Source organism: Desulfocurvus sp. DL1XJH-121 (genome assembly GCF_054819825.1).
Genome location: NZ_JBTVWW010000011.1, coordinates 38,210 through 54,870, shown reverse-complemented (window position 1 = coordinate 54,870; position 16,661 = coordinate 38,210). Strand labels below are relative to the sequence as shown.

The 16,661-nt window shown below is 63.3% G+C and carries 13 protein-coding genes and 1 tRNA gene; 13 read left to right on the top strand and 1 reads right to left on the bottom strand.

The features are described from left to right. The first annotated feature begins 243 nt into the window (after positions 1 to 243). Positions 244 to 1,383, top strand: coding sequence for an acyl-CoA dehydrogenase (locus ACYYG1_RS09500; protein WP_461210064.1), 1,140 nt, complete (start codon positions 244 to 246; stop codon positions 1,381 to 1,383). Positions 1,384 to 1,489: 106 nt separating this feature from the next. On the opposite strand, the gene ACYYG1_RS09495 is transcribed toward ACYYG1_RS09500, so the two are convergent. Beyond that, the gene (locus ACYYG1_RS09495; RefSeq protein ID WP_461210063.1) at positions 1,490 to 2,881 is read right to left on the bottom strand and encodes a sigma-54 interaction domain-containing protein; all 1,392 of its coding nucleotides are present in this window, start codon (positions 2,879 to 2,881) and stop codon (positions 1,490 to 1,492) included. A gap of 986 nt (positions 2,882 to 3,867) precedes the next feature. Here ACYYG1_RS09495 and ACYYG1_RS09490 point away from each other — a divergent pair. The 12 genes from ACYYG1_RS09490 to ACYYG1_RS09435 all read left to right on the top strand — a co-directional run bounded on the left by ACYYG1_RS09490 (position 3,868) and on the right by ACYYG1_RS09435 (position 16,475). Further along, the gene (locus ACYYG1_RS09490; protein WP_461210062.1) at positions 3,868 to 5,328 is read left to right on the top strand and encodes a GntP family permease; all 1,461 of its coding nucleotides are present in this window, start codon (positions 3,868 to 3,870) and stop codon (positions 5,326 to 5,328) included. A 135-nt stretch (positions 5,329 to 5,463) separates the two neighbouring features. Beyond that, on the top strand, positions 5,464 to 6,249 hold the full coding sequence (locus ACYYG1_RS09485; protein WP_461210061.1) for an enoyl-CoA hydratase-related protein: 786 nt from the start codon (positions 5,464 to 5,466) through the stop codon (positions 6,247 to 6,249). A gap of 350 nt (positions 6,250 to 6,599) precedes the next feature. Further along, positions 6,600 to 6,691, top strand: a tRNA-Ser gene (locus ACYYG1_RS09480). A gap of 337 nt (positions 6,692 to 7,028) precedes the next feature. Further along, complete coding sequence (locus ACYYG1_RS09475; RefSeq protein WP_461210060.1) at positions 7,029 to 8,858, top strand: sigma 54-interacting transcriptional regulator; 1,830 nt, start codon at positions 7,029 to 7,031, stop codon at positions 8,856 to 8,858. 184 nt (positions 8,859 to 9,042) lie between these two features. Then, a complete protein-coding gene (locus ACYYG1_RS09470) occupies positions 9,043 to 9,924 on the top strand; it encodes an isocitrate lyase/PEP mutase family protein (protein WP_461210059.1) in 882 nt (293 codons plus the stop codon). A gap of 37 nt (positions 9,925 to 9,961) precedes the next feature. Next, positions 9,962 to 10,981, top strand: a complete 1,020-nt coding sequence (locus ACYYG1_RS09465; RefSeq protein ID WP_461210058.1) for a TRAP transporter substrate-binding protein — start codon at positions 9,962 to 9,964, stop codon at positions 10,979 to 10,981. Positions 10,982 to 11,112: 131 nt separating this feature from the next. After that, positions 11,113 to 11,592: a TRAP transporter small permease gene (locus tag ACYYG1_RS09460; RefSeq protein ID WP_461210057.1), complete on the top strand. Its 480-nt coding sequence runs from the start codon at positions 11,113 to 11,115 to the stop codon at positions 11,590 to 11,592. 3 nt (positions 11,593 to 11,595) lie between these two features. Then, on the top strand, positions 11,596 to 12,900 hold the full coding sequence (locus ACYYG1_RS09455; RefSeq protein ID WP_461210056.1) for a TRAP transporter large permease: 1,305 nt from the start codon (positions 11,596 to 11,598) through the stop codon (positions 12,898 to 12,900). Between the two features lie 11 nt (positions 12,901 to 12,911). Next, positions 12,912 to 13,430: a LeuD/DmdB family oxidoreductase small subunit gene (locus tag ACYYG1_RS09450; protein WP_461210055.1), complete on the top strand. Its 519-nt coding sequence runs from the start codon at positions 12,912 to 12,914 to the stop codon at positions 13,428 to 13,430. Next, positions 13,421 to 14,686, top strand: a complete 1,266-nt coding sequence (locus ACYYG1_RS09445; RefSeq protein ID WP_461210054.1) for a 3-isopropylmalate dehydratase large subunit — start codon at positions 13,421 to 13,423, stop codon at positions 14,684 to 14,686. Before ACYYG1_RS09450 ends, ACYYG1_RS09445 begins: the two co-directional genes overlap by 10 nt. Before the next feature lie 13 nt (positions 14,687 to 14,699). Next, positions 14,700 to 15,959 carry a 3-isopropylmalate dehydratase large subunit gene (gene leuC / locus ACYYG1_RS09440; protein WP_461210053.1) on the top strand — a complete coding sequence of 420 codons (1,260 nt, stop codon included), beginning with the start codon at positions 14,700 to 14,702 and terminating at the stop codon, positions 15,957 to 15,959. Between the two features lie 9 nt (positions 15,960 to 15,968). Continuing rightward, on the top strand, positions 15,969 to 16,475 hold the full coding sequence (locus ACYYG1_RS09435; protein WP_461210052.1) for a 3-isopropylmalate dehydratase small subunit: 507 nt from the start codon (positions 15,969 to 15,971) through the stop codon (positions 16,473 to 16,475). Positions 16,476 to 16,661 lie beyond the last annotated feature (186 nt).

Here is a 16,661-nt window from a genome sequence, read left to right as displayed (position 1 = left end):
CATATCCTCATGATATTGAAAGACAAATTTGCTGCGCGTTTGGATCTTGGTGCTGAACTGCACCAAACCTTTGTCCGGTCAGCTGTCAGCATATTTCAGTTATTGCACTGTTATTTAAAGATTTTTATTTATGATGCTCGGCTGGCATGCGCCCTGCTTAGGGCGAGGGTCAGTGGCAAGGTCCGTTATCTGGCCAATGGCAGATGGTTTTTCTTTCCACACTCTTGCCCGCAAGGAGACGAGATGAGCTTCCGGCTAACTGAAGAACAGTCGCTTATTAAGCAGATGGTCCGCGAATTCGCCGAGCAGAAGATTGCGCCTATCGCCGGTGAGATCGACAAGAACCACCGTTTCCCCGCCGAGACGGTGAAGGGCATGGCCGATTTGAACCTGTTCGGCCTGAGCATTCCAGAGGAGTATGGCGGAGCGGGCGGCGACTACCTGGCCTACACCCTCGCCATCGAAGAGCTCGCCCGCGTGTGCGCCAGCCACGCCATCACCCTCGAGGTCCATGTTTCCCTGGCCATCTACCCCCTCCTCAAATTCGGCACCGAGGAACAAAAGCAGAAATACATCCCCGATCTCGCCAGCGGCAAAAAGCTCGGCTCCTTCGGCCTCACGGAGCCCGGTGCGGGCACCGATGCGGCCGCACAGCTGACCGTGGCCGAGAAGCGGGGCGACAAGTACATCCTGAATGGCAGCAAGGTGTTCATCACCAACGGCGCCGTGTCCGAGACCTTCGTGATCTTCGCCATGACCGACAAGTCCAAGGGCACCAAGGGCATCTCCGCCTTCATCGTGGAGAAGGGCTTCCCGGGATTCTCCGTCGGCCAGACCGAGGAGAAGCTCGGCATCTGCGCGTCTTCCACCGCCGAACTCCTCTTCAAGGACTGCGAGGTGCCCGCCGAGAACCTGTTGGGCGAGGAGGGGCAGGGCTTCAGGATCGCCATGTGGACCCTGGACGGCGGACGCATCGGCGTGGCGGCCCAGGCGCTGGGCATCGCCCAAGGCGCCCTTGAGGCCGCGATCTCCTACTCCAAGGAACGCGTGCAGTTCGGCAAGCCCATTTCGGCTAACCAGGGCATCCAGTGGATGCTGGCCGACATGGCGACCCAGACCGAGGCCGCGCGCCTCTTGACCTACCAAGCCGCCATCGCCCACGACACCCAGCAGCGTTTCAGCGTGGAGGCCGCCATGGCCAAGCTGTTCGCCGCGGATGTCGCCATGGATGTGACCACCAAGTCCATCCAGGTGCACGGCGGCATCGGCTATACCAAGAACTATCCGGTGGAGCGCTTCTTCCGCGACGCCAAGATCACCGCGATCTACGAAGGCACCAGCGAAGTGCAGCGCATGGTCATCTCCGGCAACATCCTGGCCTGACCAAGGCCTTGGACAAAAAGTCCAGCTCATGCTCCAGGCCCGCATTGAGCGCGTCATGCGTTCAATGCGGGCCCCCGCTTGTCCCGGGCTCCGAGAGCCTCGTTCCTCAGGAGGCGCTGTTTCTCCGCCGGGCCCGGCGTGTCTCCGTCTCCAGGTGATAGCGCGCGGCCTTCTTGACCACGGTGGAGTGGTCGACGCCCACAGCCGCGGCGATCTGCCTGACCGTGCCGTAGCTGGACAGGGCGTCCTGCCAGAAGCCGTGCTCGAACTGATCCCGGGCCTGGCGGTAGGACAAGCGCCGGGACGAGGCCGGGGAAAGCTCCCCGGAGGTCTGCCTGCGGCGTATGACCGAAGGCAGGCAGCGGGGTTGGATCTCGTCCTTGGGCGCGGCCACCACCAGGCGCTCAATGAGGTTCTGGAGCTCGCGCACGTTGCCGGGCCATTCGTAATCCATGAGCAGTTGGTACACGTCGGACGAAAAGGCCTTGCTCATGCCGTAGCGCTCGTTGAACTGCTTGAGGAACATCTCTGACAGGGGGTAGATGTCCTCCCGCCGCTCCCGCAGGGGCGGGACCACCAGCCTGAGCACGTTGAGCCGGTAGTAGAGGTCGCTGCGGAAGGTGCCCTCGTCCACCATCTGCTCCAGGTTGCGGTTGGTCGCCGCGATGATGCGCACATCCACCTTGCGGATTTTCTTGCCGCCCACGCGGTAGAATTCCTTTTGCTGCAAAAAGCGCAGGAGCTTGACCTGCACGGAGAGGGGAATCTCGCTGACCTCGTCCAGAAAGGCCGTGCCTTTGTCGGCCATCTCCAGCAGGCCTACGGCCCCTTGCTTCTTGGCACCGGTGAACGCGCCTTCCTCGTAGCCGAAGAGCTGGGACTCCAGCAGGGACTCGGGGATGGCGCTGCAGTTGATTTTGATGAACGGGCCGTCTTTGCGGTCGCTGTTCTTCTGCACCAGATCCGTGATCACCTCCTTGCCCACGCCGGTCTCGCCGATCACCAGCAGATGGGCGTCCACCTGGGCGAAGCGGATGCCCATGGCCCTGATCCGTTTCATGGCCGGGCTGTTGAAGATGTGCCCGTCATCGTCATAGGAGAGCGACGAGACGAGCTTTACGTATTGGTCCAGTTTTTCACGAGAGGAGGACAGGGCTTCGCGCAGCTTGTTGATTTCGGTGGTGTCACGAATGTTGACCACGATTCGGAACAGGTTCCCCTCGGGATCGAACACCGGCGTCGCTGTGCTGTGGCTCATTTTCCCGGAGCGGAAAATCTGGGTCATGGACTGTGGCTTGCTGGTTTCCGCCACCTTGTGCGTCGGCGAATCGGATACAAGACCTCTTTTGACCATCTGGAGACTACTTATTCCGATGAGATCTTGAGGGTCGACGCCGGTTATGTTCTCGTAGTTCTTGTTTATGCGAAGGAAAACGCCGCAAGGGTCGGCAACGACGATGGCGTCGTGACAAGCGTCGAATATTGCCTCAAGCTCCATATTTTTCTTGACTAGGGATGGGAGCGTCTCCGGATCGCCGTTCAGTATTTCCCGATGGTATCTGCAGACGTACAATGCAATCCCTTGGGCCTGTGCTTGTATGATTTCGAATTGCCCATGCTTGTCCGGGAAGAATATTTTTTTAAGGCCATGATCAAAGGATGTTATTCTCTCGAGGATCTGTCTCTTGATCCTGCTGCACAGGGTCTTGTGGTCGAAATTGGTGTATATGAAATTCCCGTCTCCATCGATGATCGCACAGGTTGTCGTTTCTATTCGATTTTTCGACACGCCATCCTCCTTTGATTTCTCATGTTTTTGTTCTTGGGTGAATTTTTTCACCTAAGGTGACGCTTGTCACCAAGCGCTTTCGCCGCGATTGCCGCCTGCTTGTCCTGAGTTTGGTGATGCATTTCACCAAACGCCTTCCCCAATCCATCCCGGCGTGCGTGAAAAATGGTGCTATCACTATGTTTTCGCGGGGTCAGCGCATGGCATACCACTTGCTATCTAGAGCAAATAACGGGCCTTGCACGATTTCATGATTGGAGAACAATTAGTAATATCAAAAAACATGTTACCTCAGTGGCGCAGTACAATTTGGAAAGATGGTGAATTTTTTTTATCCATCCAATTAGCAAGGATTAACAATCCAATAATCCTGCGCGTATCACTGGAATAACATTTTCCGACGTATTTTTTTGCTTGTCGGCTATTCGTTTTAGCTGGCGGTCCAATGCGATTCGGAAATTGTAATCGGAATGAAGGGTACAGGTGCGGCCAGAGACATTTTCATTGATGGGCAAGGTCTGTTGCGATTCCGCAGCAGAACTGCACACCGCGTTTACTGTTGGGCTAGATGCGGAGTCTCAAGGCTGATCTATCGGTTGCTTGATATGGAGCGAGTAGCAATAGCGGAAAGGTGAAAATGAAGAAAGCTTACTGACTAGCCATGCACAAAAGTGGAGCGCTACAAGTCATGTCTCATGAAAGTGCGCCGGCTACAACGACCTGCGGCTTTGCTGCTGAAGGAGTTCCGTATGGAAATTGTCTCAATTGTCGTTAGTTTGTTCCTACTGATGTTCGTCGCATACAGAGGCTATTCCGTCATTCTGTTCGCCCCCATCATCGCCCTGCTTGCTGCGGCGTGCCAGGGGTTGCCCATCATGCCCACGTACACCGAGCTCTTCATGACCAAGGGCGTCGGGTACGTGAAATCCTTCTTCCCCGTGTTCCTGCTGGGCGCTGTGTTCGGCAAGGTCATGGAGGACACGAACCTTGCAAAAGGGCTGTCCCACGCCATCATCAAGAAGCTGGGGCATAAGCACGCCATGCTGTCCGTGGCGTTGGCCGCGTCGATCCTGACCTACGGCGGCGTGAGCATGTTCGTGGTCGTGTTCGCCGTGTACCCGTTCGCGGCGGCCGTGTTCCGCGAAGCCAACATTCCCAAGCGCCTGGTCCCCGCTTCCATCGCCCTGGGGTCCTTCTGCTTCACCATGACCTGCACCCCGGGCAGCCCGCAGATCCAGAACATCATCCCAACCAACTTCTACGGCACCGACGCCTTCGCCGCGCCCATCAGCGGCATGTTTGCGGCGATCATCATCTTCGGCGGCGGCCTGTGGTGGATCGAGAGCCGTCGCAAGAAGGCCGAGGCCGCGGGCGAAAGCTACGGCGACCACACCATCAACGAGCCCGACGCCGCGACCCTGCAGGGCGAGATGCCCCATTGGTTCCTGGGCATCCTGCCCCTGATCATGGTGCTGGTGGTCAACTACCTCCTGACCCACTTCGTGGACTGGGATCCCAAGTCCCTGGAGCACTTCACGGGCATGAAGCTGCCCCTGATGGTCACGTCTATCAAGAAGGTCGTGGGCGTGTGGGCCTTGCTCATCGCCCTGGTGGTCGGCATCCTGACCGCCATCCTCTCCGGCCGCAAGACCATGAACAGCATGGGCGCCCTGAAGAAATCCCTCAACGCCGGCGCCCTCGGCTCCTTGCTGGCCATCATGAACACAGCCTCCGAGGTCGGCTACGGCAACGTCATCGCGGGCCTGCCCGGCTTCAAGTCCATCACCCATGCCCTGATGGGCATCCAGATCGGCGGCAGCCCCCTTATGTCCGAGGCGATCTCCGTCACGACCCTGGCCGGCGTCACCGGATCGGCCTCGGGCGGCATGTCCATCGCCCTGGACGTCATGAGCAAGGACTGGATGGCCTGGGCCAACACCGTGGGCATGAGTCCCGAGATCCTGCACAGGGTGGCCTCCATCGCTTCCGGCGGCCTGGACACCCTGCCGCACAACGGCGCCATCATCACCCTGCTGGCGGTGTGCGGCCTGACCCACAAGGAGTCCTACAAGGATCTGTGTGTGGTCACGCTGCTCATCCCCTTCGTGACGTCGTTTTTGGTCATCATCTTCCATTCCGTCACCGGGCTGCTGTAACGGGGCGGGTTTTCGGAATTGAACGCGTAGATCGAAGCCCGCGCCGCACGACTCAGCGAGCTTCGATCCCAGCATTGGCCGGGAGCCGGCAAGGTTCGGCTACCCGATAACATATGAAGACTTCAGGAGATTACAATGAGCCAGTTCGAGAATCTGATCTACGAATGCGCTGACGGCATCGCAACCATCTCCATCAACAGGCCCAAGGCCCTCAACGCCCTGAACGCCGATCTGCTCAAGGAGCTGGACGGCCTCGTCGACGACATCGCCGCGGACGAGAACGTCCAGGTTGTGATCGTCACCGGCGCGGGCGAGAAGGCCTTCGTGGCCGGGGCGGACATCGCCTACATGCAGAACATGCAGGCCATCGACGGCCGCGCCTGGGGCATGTTCGCCCAGAACATATTCAACAAGATCGAGGGGCTTCCCCAGGTGGTGATTGCTGCGGTCAACGGCTACGCCCTGGGCGGCGGCAACGAGCTGGCCATGGCCTGCGACATCCGCATCGCCTCCGAGAAGGCCAAGTTCGGGCAGCCCGAGGTCACTCTGGGCATCACCGCCGGATTCGGCGGCACCCAGCGCCTGCCCCGCCTTGTGGGCAAGGGCCGCGCCAAGCAGATCCTCTTCACCGGCGACATGATCGACGCGGCCAAGGCCAAGGAGATCGGCCTGGTGAACGAGGTTACGGTGCCCGAAGCCCTGATGCCCACGGCCGTCGAGATGGCCAAGAAGATCATGTCCCGCTCGCCCGTGGCCGTGCGCCTGACCAAGTCCGCGGTGAACCGGGGCCTGGACGTGGATCTGGCCACCGGCGTGCAGTACGAGGCGGAGGTCTTCGGCCTGTGCTTCGCGACCGTAGACCAGAAGGAGGGCATGACCGCCTTCCTGGAGAAACGCCAAGCCGACTTCAGCGGCAAGTAGTCCGGATTCATGTCTCTTCCGCAGGGAGCGGCCTCGGCCGCCCCCTGCGGGCCAAATAGCCCCACCTGGAAGCGGCTCCTTCGGCGGGCCGCATGCGCTAAGTTCTCCGCATCCCGCATCAGGCACTTTCCGCCACGTCATCGGTTCCAGCACCCTGGGAGTTCGTCGTCCCCGTGCGTTCCTGCGGGGCGTCGAGGCCATGCGTCGTGTTGGGGGAGGGGAGGCGGAGACGCGTCCGGGCGGCGTCAGAAGGATATCGCCGGGCCGAAAAGGGCGGCGCGCCGGGCTTTGCCTCGGAATCGGCCGTTTACAATCCCGCCGTCCTTGCTTATTCATTCAATTCCCAGAGCGGAGGGGTGGCAGAGTCCGGTCGATTGCGACGGTCTTGAAAACCGTTGGGGGTTCACGCCCCCCGGGGGTTCGAATCCCTCCCCCTCCGCCAGCAGCGTTCAAAGCCCCGGCGGGACAATCGAGTCCCGCCGGGGCTTTTGCGTTCTGCCTGGGGACGGGGTTCCGTGGATGTTCCGGAGGGCCGCTCTCTTTTCCGACCCCTTGCATTCAGGGGTTTTTCGGGGCTACCATGGGGGCAATTCCGTCAGAACTTGCTTAATGTCTGGAGTTGTCTAGCGAATTCGTTTGTTTTCCCATAAGGTCCGAACGCTTGCCTTCCGCTTTCCGCCCCCGGGCGGATGCCTGGCTTCCGCGCTCCCGCTCCTCCATCCCCGTACAGGTGCCCCATGCTGCGTATCGTCGTGATGAGCGTCCCAATGATGTCTTCGGTGATTCGGAAACTTCAGTATCCATTCCCGCCCGATGTCTCCATCAGACTCGTCGACGCCTTCCTGGGGGACGCCGTGGCCACGGCCGGGAGGATCGACGCCGCCGGGGAGGCGGACGTGTTCGTGTCCGCCGGAAGCAACGCCAGGCTCATCGCGGAGGTCGTCAGCAGCCCCCTCGTCGAGGTCAGCGTCACGGGCTTCGACATCCTGCACGCCATCACCGAGGCCAAGAAATTCTCCAGCCGCATGGCCGTGTTCACCTTCGGGGACCAGATCCGGCACATTTCCCAGACCCTCGACGCCCTGTCCGTGGACATCCGGACCATGCGCTACGACTACGAGGAGATCGCCAAGGTCGACGCCATGCTGGGTAAGCTGCAGGCCGAAGGGCTGAACACAGTCATCGGCTCCAGCCTCGTCTTCCAGATGGCCCAGCGCCGGGGCATGAACCCGGTGTTCATCTACTCCGAGGACAGCGTGCAGCGGGCCCTGGACCAGGCCGTGCAGCTCGCCCAGTCCCAGCACAAGGAGATGCAGCGGGCCGAGCAGTTCGAAACCATACTCAACTTCACCCACGGCGGCATCATCGCCACGGACCAGGAAGGCAACGTCACGGCCTTCAACCCGTCGGCGGAGAAGATATCCGGCCTGACCAAGGGCAAGGCCATGGGCAAGTTCGTGGGCAGCCTGTTCCCCGGGCTGCGGCTGTCGCGCATCGTGCATCTGCGCGAGCCCGAGCTGAACCAGATTTCCACCGTCGGCGGGAAGTCCATCCTGGCCAACTACGTGCCCGTGATCCTGGACGAGGCCTTCACCGGCGCGGTGGTCACCTTCCAGGACTTCGCGACCATCCAGGAGGCCGAGAACAAGATCCGCAACAAGCTCCTGGACAAGGGCTTCCTGGTGCGCACGAGCATCGACAACATCTACGGCCGCAGCCCGGCCCTGGAAACGGCCAAGGAAAAGGCCAGGCTCTACGCGCCCAGCGACGCCACCCTGCTGATCACCGGGGAGTCGGGCACGGGCAAGGAGTTGTTCGCCCGGGGCGTCCACCGGGCCAGCCACCGCAGCGGCGATCCCTTCGTGGCCATCAACTGCGGGGCCTTCCCCGAGCAGCTCCTGGAAAGCGAACTCTTCGGGTACGACGAGGGGGCCTTCACGGGCGCGCGGCGGGGCGGCAAGAAGGGCCTCATCGAGATGGCCCACCAGGGCACCCTGTTCCTGGACGAGATCGCCGAGATGCCCACCTCCCTGCAGACCCGCATGCTGCGCGTGCTGGAGGAGCGCGAGGTCATGCACATCGGCGGGGACAGGGTCATCAAGGTGGACCTGCGCGTCATCGCCGCGACCAACAAGAACCTGGCGGCCATGGTCCGCGAGGGGACCTTCCGCGAGGACCTGTACTACCGCATCAACGTCCTCAACCTCAGGATCCCCTCCCTGCGCGAGCGCATGGAGGACATCCCGTTGTTGGCCTCCCTGTTCCTGTCGGAGCTGCTGCCGCACATGCCCGTGGCCCAGATCAGGCGGCTGGCCGGGCATCCCTGCCTGCTGGCCCACGACTGGCCGGGCAACATCCGCGAGTTCAAGAACCTCATGGAGCGCTTCGCCGTGCTCCTGCCGTCCTTCACCGACGCCATGGCCCTCATGGAGTCGCTGTTCGACGCCGCAGGCGCGGACGCGGGCCGGGAAACCGAGGATATCGCCCGCGCCCTCAAGGACTGCGGCGGCAACCGCAGCAAGGCCGCCCGGCAACTGGGCGTCAGCCGGTCGACCCTGTGGCGCAAGATGAAAAGCCTGGAGCCCGAGAGCAGCGAATTCGAGGGCTAGGAGACTCCGCGCGTACTGAAACACGGGTGAAACGGTTTTGAAACGGGATCGTCGCACGGGCGGCCGGGGCTAAAAACGGCGGACTTGTAATACATTGATTTTGTTGGAATATTTTTTGGCACCCCTTTTGCTTCTTGGGTTTGGTCAGACCACAAGACTTCATGGCCAAATCTAAGGAGTTGTCATGTCGAACCAGACCAAGGCCACCCGCTTACGCGAACTCATCAATTCCCCTGACTTCCTGCTTGTTCCCGGATGCTTCAACCCCCTCTCGGCGCGGCTCGTGGAGCAGGCCGGTTTCTCGGCCGCCTACATCACCGGCGCCGGAGTCGCCAGCAACCTGCTGGGCTATCCGGACATCGGCCTGAGCTCCTACGGCGAAGTGCTGATGGCCGCCCGCAACATCTGCCAGGTCACGGACATCCCCATCATCTGCGACACGGACACGGGCTTCGGCAGCGCGGTGAACGTGATCCGCACGGTGCGCGACTTCGAGGACGCGGGCATCGCGGGCATCCAGCTTGAGGACCAGCTGATGCCCAAGAAATGCGGCCACACCGCCGGCAAGCTGCTCATCTCCAAGGAGGAGATGGTCCAGAAGGTCAAGGCCGCCGTGGACGCCCGCAAGAACGAGGACTTCGTCCTGGTCATTCGCACCGACGCCATCGCGGTCAACGGCGTGGACGACGCCCTGGACCGGGCCGCGGCCTACGCCGAGGCCGGGGCCGACGTGATCTTCGTGGAGGCCCCCAACAACCAGGACGAGATGCGCCGCGTCACCTCCACCATCAAGGCCCCGCTCTTGGCCAACATGGTCGAGGGCGGCGGCAAGACCCCCATCCTGCCCGCCAGCGAGCTGGAGGCCCTGGGCTACAAGCTGGCCATCTACCCCACCGCGCTGTGGATGGCCTCCATCAAGGCCATGCAGGAGGTCCTGGAGGTCATGAAGAGGACCGGAACCTCCCTGGAATACGCCGAGCACATGGTCTCGTTCCATGAGATGTTCGAAGTCGTCGGCCGGTCCGCATACGCGGAACTGGAAAAGAAATATGCGGTGAAATGTTAGGTTTTGGATACGTGCATAGATAACTTAGGAGGATCGAATGCAAAGACTCGTCAGAAATTCCGCCCTGGCCCTTGTTCTTCTTCTATTGTTCTTCTGCCTTGTGACTCCGAAGATGGTTCTTGCGAGTGATGTCGTCAAGATCACCATCCCTTCCCACATTCCGCCGTCCTACAAGGACATGTATCCGCCCGTTAAACAGTTCGTCGACCGCATCAACGAGCTGGGCAAGGGCAAGATCGAAGCCACCCTGTACCACTCCGGCAGCCTGTACAAGGTCAAGGACATCATCCCGGCCCTGATGAACGGCTCCTGCGAGATCGTCTTCAACACCAGTTCCCACACCACGGGCAGCTGGCCCGAACTGGGCGGCCTGACCCTGCCGTTTCTCTACAAGAGCAACGACGACCTCATGGCCCACTGGAAGCAGGACGGCCCGCTGTTCAAGCTGCTCAACGACACCATGGTCTCCAAGTACGGCGTGCGCGTCCTGGGCATGGGCATCACCGGCTCCCTGTGGCTGTGGACCATCGACGGCAAGCCCGTGACCAAGCCCGCCGACCTCAAGGGCCTCAAGATCCGCACCACCGGCAAGGTGGACGCCGACTTCGTGAAGGCCTGCGGCGCCTCGCCCATCTTCCTGTCCTCCTCCGAGGCCTACGAGGCCCTGCAGCGCGGCACCATCGACGGCCTGTCCACCTTCCCGGGCGGGCTGCTGGGCCGCAACCTGGACGAGGTCCTGCGCTACGGCGTGGCCGTGAACTGCGGCTGGGCCTACCAGATCTACGTCATGGACCAGACCTTCCAGAGCTGGCCCAAGGACGTCCAGGCCGCCGTCACCCAGGCCGCCCTGGAGTATGACGAGGCCATCTTCAAGAGCATGATGGACTTCGAGAAGTCCACGGTGTTCCCGCGTCTGGCCAACCACGTGAAGATCCTGGAGCCCAGTCCCGCGGACCAGGCCGAGTTCGAGAAGGTCGGCGCCTCGGTGTCACCCGTGTGGGCCGAGTCCGTGGACGCGGACTTCGCCAAGAAGTTCCTGGAGCTGAGCAAACAGTAGCGACAGTTGAATCCCGGGGGAGCGGGCGCGCGCAAGGCGGCGTCCGCCCCCCGGTCCCCGATCTCCGGTTTCGAAGGATCTCCGCCTTATTTCCACAGTCCGCCGCCTGGCGGTCTCAGGAGGGGTACATCATGGTTCAACGACTGTTCGATTGGCTGCCGCGACAGCTCTCCCGCATAGCGGCCTTGGGCACGGGCATGATGCTGCTCATCGTGTTCTGCAACGTCCTGGCACGGTTCATCTTCAACACACCCTTCTATTGGGCCGAAGAGGTCACGGGCATCCTCATCGTCTTCGTGACGCTGTTGCCCGCCGCCCAGATCTGGAACGAGGACCGGCACATCCAGCTGGATCTCTTCTCCGGCAAGGACAACGCGTCCTCGCCCGTGAGGCGGATCATCGTCTGCGCCTCGGCCGTCGTGTTCAACGGCGTGCTCTGCTGGCAGGCCGTGAAGGCCACGAAGATGATCTACCGTATGAACATGTGCGAGCCCTCCCTCCTGGGATCGCCCATGTGGATCGTCTATTCCGCTCTGGTCATCGGCTCGGGCATGCTTTTCCTGGTGGGATTGCGCTCTTTGTTCATCACTTTCAGGCAGTTCGGGAGATAGTTCATGGATCCCACCATAGCCACTCTGATCGTCCTGGCGTCATTCTTCGTCCTCGTTTTCCTCGGCGCTCCCATCTTCATCGGCCTCGGCTTGTCCAGCGTGGCGGGCATGTTCATGATTCGCGGCCTGCAGGGGTTGTATCAGCTCCCCGCGGCCATCCTGGGGCAGCTTGAGAGCTTCCTCCTCGTGGCCCTGCCCCTGTATCTGCTCATGGGCGAGGCCTTGAGCAAGAGCGGGGCCGGGGCCGACGTGTACAAGGCCCTGGAGAAGTGGCTGAACCGCTTCCCCGGCGGCCTGGCCATCGCCAGCATCTATGCCTGCGCCCTGTTCGGCGCCATGTGCGGCGTGAGCGTGGCGGGCGTGGCGGCCATCGGCGTCATCGCCGTGCCCGAGATGCTCAAGCGCGGCTACGACAAGTCCATGGCCGCGGGCGCGGTCACCGCCGCGGGCGCACTGGCCGTGCTCATCCCCCCGAGCATTTCCTTCATCATCTACGGGGCCATCGCCGGCGTCTCCGTGGGCAAGCTGTTCATCGCGGGCATCGTGCCGGGCGTGGCCCTGGCCTCGGCCATGGCCCTGTACATCCTGGTCCGGGCCACGATGCAGCCGCACCTGGTCTCCAAGGGCAAGCGCAATTCCTACACCTGGAAGGAGCTCCTGAGCCCCATTCCCAAGCTCTGGCCCGTGTTCCTGCTGATTCTGGCCGTGCTGGGCACCATCTACGCGGGCGTGGCCACTCCCACCGAGGCCGGGGCCATCGGCGCGGCGGGCTCCCTGGTCATCACGGCCTTCTACAAGCAGCTCAACTGGCGCAGCCTGTGGGACATCCTCACGGGCACCACCCGGGTCACGGCCACCATCATGATCATCATGGCCTCGGCCTTCGCCTTCAGCCAGTTCCTGAACCTGGTGCGCATCCCCGAGACCCTCAGCCAGTGGGTCATCACCCTGCAGATGCCGCCGCTGATGATCGTCCTGCTGATCATGTTCTTCTTCCTGCTGCTGGGCTGCTTCATCGACGGCGTGTCCCTGATCATCGTCACCACCCCCGTGGTCCTGCCCACCATCCTGGCCCTGGGCTTCGATCCCCTGTGGTACGGGGTGATCCTGGTGCTGAACCTGGAGATGGCCGTGATCACGCCGCCAGTGGGCCTGAACCTCTACTCCATGCAGAGCATCATGAAGGACACCCTGACCATGAAGGAGATCATCAAGGGCTCCTTCCCGTATCTGCTGGTGGAGTTCGTGATCCTGCTGCTCTTCGTGCTGGTGCCCGAGATCGCCCTCTGGCTGCCGGGGAAGATGTGATGGGCGGCGCCATGCTCGACGGACGGGTATTCAAGGTGGGAGACGGCGTGAACACCGACTACATCATCTCCGCCCGCTATCTGGACGTGTACGAGCCCGGGGAATTGGCCGCCCACCTCTTCCAGGGCCTGGGCGAGGAGGCGGCGCGGCGCGCCCGGCAATGCTCCATCCTGGTGGCCGGGGAGAACCTCGGCCTGGGCTCGGCCCGGGAGCAGGCCCCCAACGCCCTCATCGGCGCGGGGTACGTGGCGGTCGTCGCCAAGTCCGCGGCGCGCATCTTCTTCCGCAACTCCATCAACGTGGGCCTGCCCGTGATCTGCGCGCCCGAGGCGGCGGACGCGGCCCGGGACGGCGAGACCCTGGCCCTGGACCTCGCGGGCGGGCTCATCCGCCTGGAGGACGGCCGGGAGTTCTCCTTCCGGCCCTTCCCGGAGCCGGTGCAACGGATCCTCGACGCGGGGGGCATGTTCCCCCTGCTCAAGGCCGTCGGGGGCCGGGCCCCGCAGGAGGAGGGCGCATCATGGGCATGACCTTCGCCGAAAAGGTCTTTGCCCGCAAAACCGGGCGCAAGACCGTGCGGGCCGGGGAGATCCTCTCCGTGAGCCCCGACGTGACCATGACCCTGGACGCCGACGCGGAGATCATGATCCGCTTCGAGGAACTGGGCCTGGAAAAGCTCTGGAACCCCGAGCGCATCGTCTGCTCCCTGGACCACTACGGCCCGGCGTCCACCCCGCGTTCGGCCTCCCTGCACCGCAAGATGCGCCTCTTCGCCCGCAGCCAGGGCATCGAGCGCTTCTTCGAGGTCGGCGACGGCCTGACCCACCAGATCATGCTGGAGAGCGGCTACGCCCTGCCGGGCATGTTCATCGTGGGCACGGACTCGCACACCCCGTCCTACGGCTGCGTCGGGGCCTTCAGCTGCGGGGTGGGGGCCTCGGACATGCTCTCCATCTGGGCCACGGGCGAACTGTGGTTCGTGGTGCCCGAGAGCGCGCGCATCGTCCTGGACGGCGAGCTGCCCCCCGGGGTCTTCGCCAAGGACGTGGTCCTGGAGGTCATCCGCCGCTTCACGGCCTCGGGGTGCACCTACCTCTGCGCCGAATACTCGGGCCCGGCCCTGCGCGGCATGTCCATGGCCGAGCGCTTCGTCCTGGCCAACGTGTCCACGGAGATGGGGGTCAAGGCCGCCTACGTGCAGGTGGACGAGGTCACCAAGCGCTTCGCCGACGGCTTCGGCACCCCCTATCCGGTGGTGCTGCCCGACCACGACGCCGTGTACAGCAAGGAGCTGCGCCTGGACGTCTCGGACCTCGCACCCAGGGTGGCCTGCCCGCATTCCGTGGACAACGTGCGCCCCGTGGACGAGGTCCTGGGCACGCCCATCCACCAGGCCTTCGTGGGCACCTGCGCCAGCGGCCGTCTGGAGGACCTGGCCCAGGCCGCGTCCGTGCTGCGGGGCGGGCACGTGGCCCCCGGGGTGCGCCTGCTCATCGCCCCGGCCTCGCGCTCGGTCATGCGCCAGGCCGTGGCCCAGGGCTACGTGGCGGACCTTCTTGACGCCGGGGGCGTGTTCCTGCCCCCGGGCTGCGGCCCGTGCGCGGGCATCCACCAGGGGCTCCTGGGGGAGGGCGAGCGTTGCATCTCCACGGCCAACCGCAACTTCCGGGGCCGCATGGGCAATCCGCATTCGGAAATCTACCTGGCCAGCGCCGCCACGGTGGCGGCCTCGGCCCTGCGGGGCGTGGTCAGCGATCCGCGCGAACACTGCGCCGCCAACGCATAAGGGGGACGTCTTCATGTCCATGACCATAACGGAAAAGATTCTCGCCCGGCACGCGGGCCTGGACTCGGTGGAGCCCGGGCAGCTGATCATGGCCAAGGTGGACGTCGCCTTGGGCAACGACATCACCGCGTCCATCGCCATCGACGAATTCAACCGCAGCGGGGCCGGCGAACTGCACGACCCGGACAAGCTGTTCTTCGTCATGGACCACTTCGTGCCCAACAAGGACATCCAGTCGGCCATGCAGGTCAAGAAGGCCCGGGACTTCGCCCGTAAACACGCCATGCCCAACTTCTTCGACGCCGGGGACGCGGGCATCGAGCACGTCTTCCTGCCCGAGCAGGGCTACGTGGGGCCGGGGGACCTGATCATCGGGGCCGACAGCCACACCGTGACCTACGGCGCCCTGGGGGCCTTCTCCTCGGGCGTGGGCAGCACGGACCTGGCGGGCATCATGATCACCGGCGAGATCTGGCTGCGGGTGCCCGAGAGCATGCGCTTCGAATTCCAGGGCCAGCTCCGTCCCTGGGTCAGCGGCAAGGACCTGATCCTGCACACCATCGGCGACATCGGCGTGGACGGCGCCCGGTACAGGGCCATGGAGTTCACGGGCGAGGCCATCGCCGCCCTGTCCATGGACAGCCGCTTCTCCATGGCCAACATGGCCATCGAGGCCGGGGGCAAGTGCGGCATCTTCCACGTGGACGAGAAGACCCTGGAGTACGTCAAGGGCCGCTTCCGCCGCACCCCGCGCATCGAGGAGAGCGACCCCGACGCGCGGTATTGCGGGACCCGCGCCTACGACTGTTCCGCCATCGAGCCCCAGGTGGCCTTCCCGCACCTGCCGGGCAACACCAGGGGCGTGAGCCAGGTGGGCGAGGTCCGGATCGACCAGGCGGTCATCGGCTCCTGCACCAACGGCAGGATCGAGGACATGCGCGTGGCCGCCTCGGTGCTCAAGGGCCGCAAGCGCGCCCCCTTCGTGCGCCTGATCGTCATCCCCGGCAGCCAGCAGGTCTACATGCAGGCCCTGCGCGAGGGGCTCATCGAGACCTTCATCGAGGCCGGGGCCGTGGTCAGCACCCCCACCTGCGGCCCTTGCCTGGGGGGCTTCATGGGCATCCTGGCGGACGGGGAGCGGGCCATCTCCACCACAAATCGAAACTTTGTGGGACGCATGGGGCACACGGGCAGCGAAGTCTACCTGTCCAACCCCGCCGTGGCCGCGGCCTCCGCGGTCAGCGGCAGCATCTGCGGCCCCGACGATCTCTAGGAGGCCGACATGACAGGGCAAGCTTGGAAATTCGGCGACAACATAGACACGGACCTGATCATCCCCGCGCGCAGGCTGACCACCAACGACCCCGCGGAACTGGCCAAACACTGCATGGAGGACGCGGACGAGTCCTTCGCCGGCCTGGTCAACCGCGGCGACATCCTGGTGGCCGGGGAGAACTTCGGCTGCGGCTCGTCGCGCGAGCACGCGCCCATCGCCATCCGCGCGGCGGGCATCGCCTGCGTCATAGCCAAGAGCTTCGCGCGCATCTTCTACAGGAACTCCTTCAACATCGGGCTGCCGGTCATCGAGTGCGGGGATGCGGACAAGATCCCGTCCGGCGACCACCTCAAGGTCGACTTCGCCGGCGGCGAAATCCTGCACATCGAGGCCGGGCGCATCTACAAGGCCTCCCATATTCCTGAGTTCATGCGACAATTGATCAACGACGGCGGCCTCATCACCCACATAGCCATGGACCTCAAGCGGAAACCGGCTCGGGCACCCCGATAGACGTCCGTCATCCTCCTCGCGACCCCTCCCGCCTCCCGGGCCGGGGCCGTCGTTGACACCGGCGGGGCAGCAGCGCGACGCGGCTCCGCCGGCCCGGGGCGCAGGGAAGCATCCTTCATGGAACTTCCCTGCGCCCCTTCTTTTGTGCTTCTGCCGCCCGGGCAGGCGGTATGTGCAAGCTGTTCT

What these genes read in the sequence shown, in the direction of transcription:
- ACYYG1_RS09495 (WP_461210063.1), bottom strand. Translation starts at nt 2,881, where the DNA reads ATGGAGCTTGAGGCAATATTCGACGCTTGTCACGACGCCATCGTCGTT.
- ACYYG1_RS09500 (WP_461210064.1), top strand. Translation starts at nt 244, where the DNA reads ATGAGCTTCCGGCTAACTGAAGAACAGTCGCTTATTAAGCAGATGGTC.
- ACYYG1_RS09460 (WP_461210057.1), top strand. Translation starts at nt 11,113, where the DNA reads ATGGTTCAACGACTGTTCGATTGGCTGCCGCGACAGCTCTCCCGCATA.
- ACYYG1_RS09490 (WP_461210062.1), top strand. Translation starts at nt 3,868, where the DNA reads ATGAAAGTGCGCCGGCTACAACGACCTGCGGCTTTGCTGCTGAAGGAG.
- ACYYG1_RS09455 (WP_461210056.1), top strand. Translation starts at nt 11,596, where the DNA reads ATGGATCCCACCATAGCCACTCTGATCGTCCTGGCGTCATTCTTCGTC.
- ACYYG1_RS09485 (WP_461210061.1), top strand. Translation starts at nt 5,464, where the DNA reads ATGAGCCAGTTCGAGAATCTGATCTACGAATGCGCTGACGGCATCGCA.
- ACYYG1_RS09445 (WP_461210054.1), top strand. Translation starts at nt 13,421, where the DNA reads ATGGGCATGACCTTCGCCGAAAAGGTCTTTGCCCGCAAAACCGGGCGC.
- ACYYG1_RS09435 (WP_461210052.1), top strand. Translation starts at nt 15,969, where the DNA reads ATGACAGGGCAAGCTTGGAAATTCGGCGACAACATAGACACGGACCTG.
- ACYYG1_RS09465 (WP_461210058.1), top strand. Translation starts at nt 9,962, where the DNA reads ATGCAAAGACTCGTCAGAAATTCCGCCCTGGCCCTTGTTCTTCTTCTA.
- ACYYG1_RS09470 (WP_461210059.1), top strand. Translation starts at nt 9,043, where the DNA reads ATGTCGAACCAGACCAAGGCCACCCGCTTACGCGAACTCATCAATTCC.
- leuC (WP_461210053.1), top strand. Translation starts at nt 14,700, where the DNA reads ATGTCCATGACCATAACGGAAAAGATTCTCGCCCGGCACGCGGGCCTG.
- ACYYG1_RS09450 (WP_461210055.1), top strand. Translation starts at nt 12,912, where the DNA reads ATGCTCGACGGACGGGTATTCAAGGTGGGAGACGGCGTGAACACCGAC.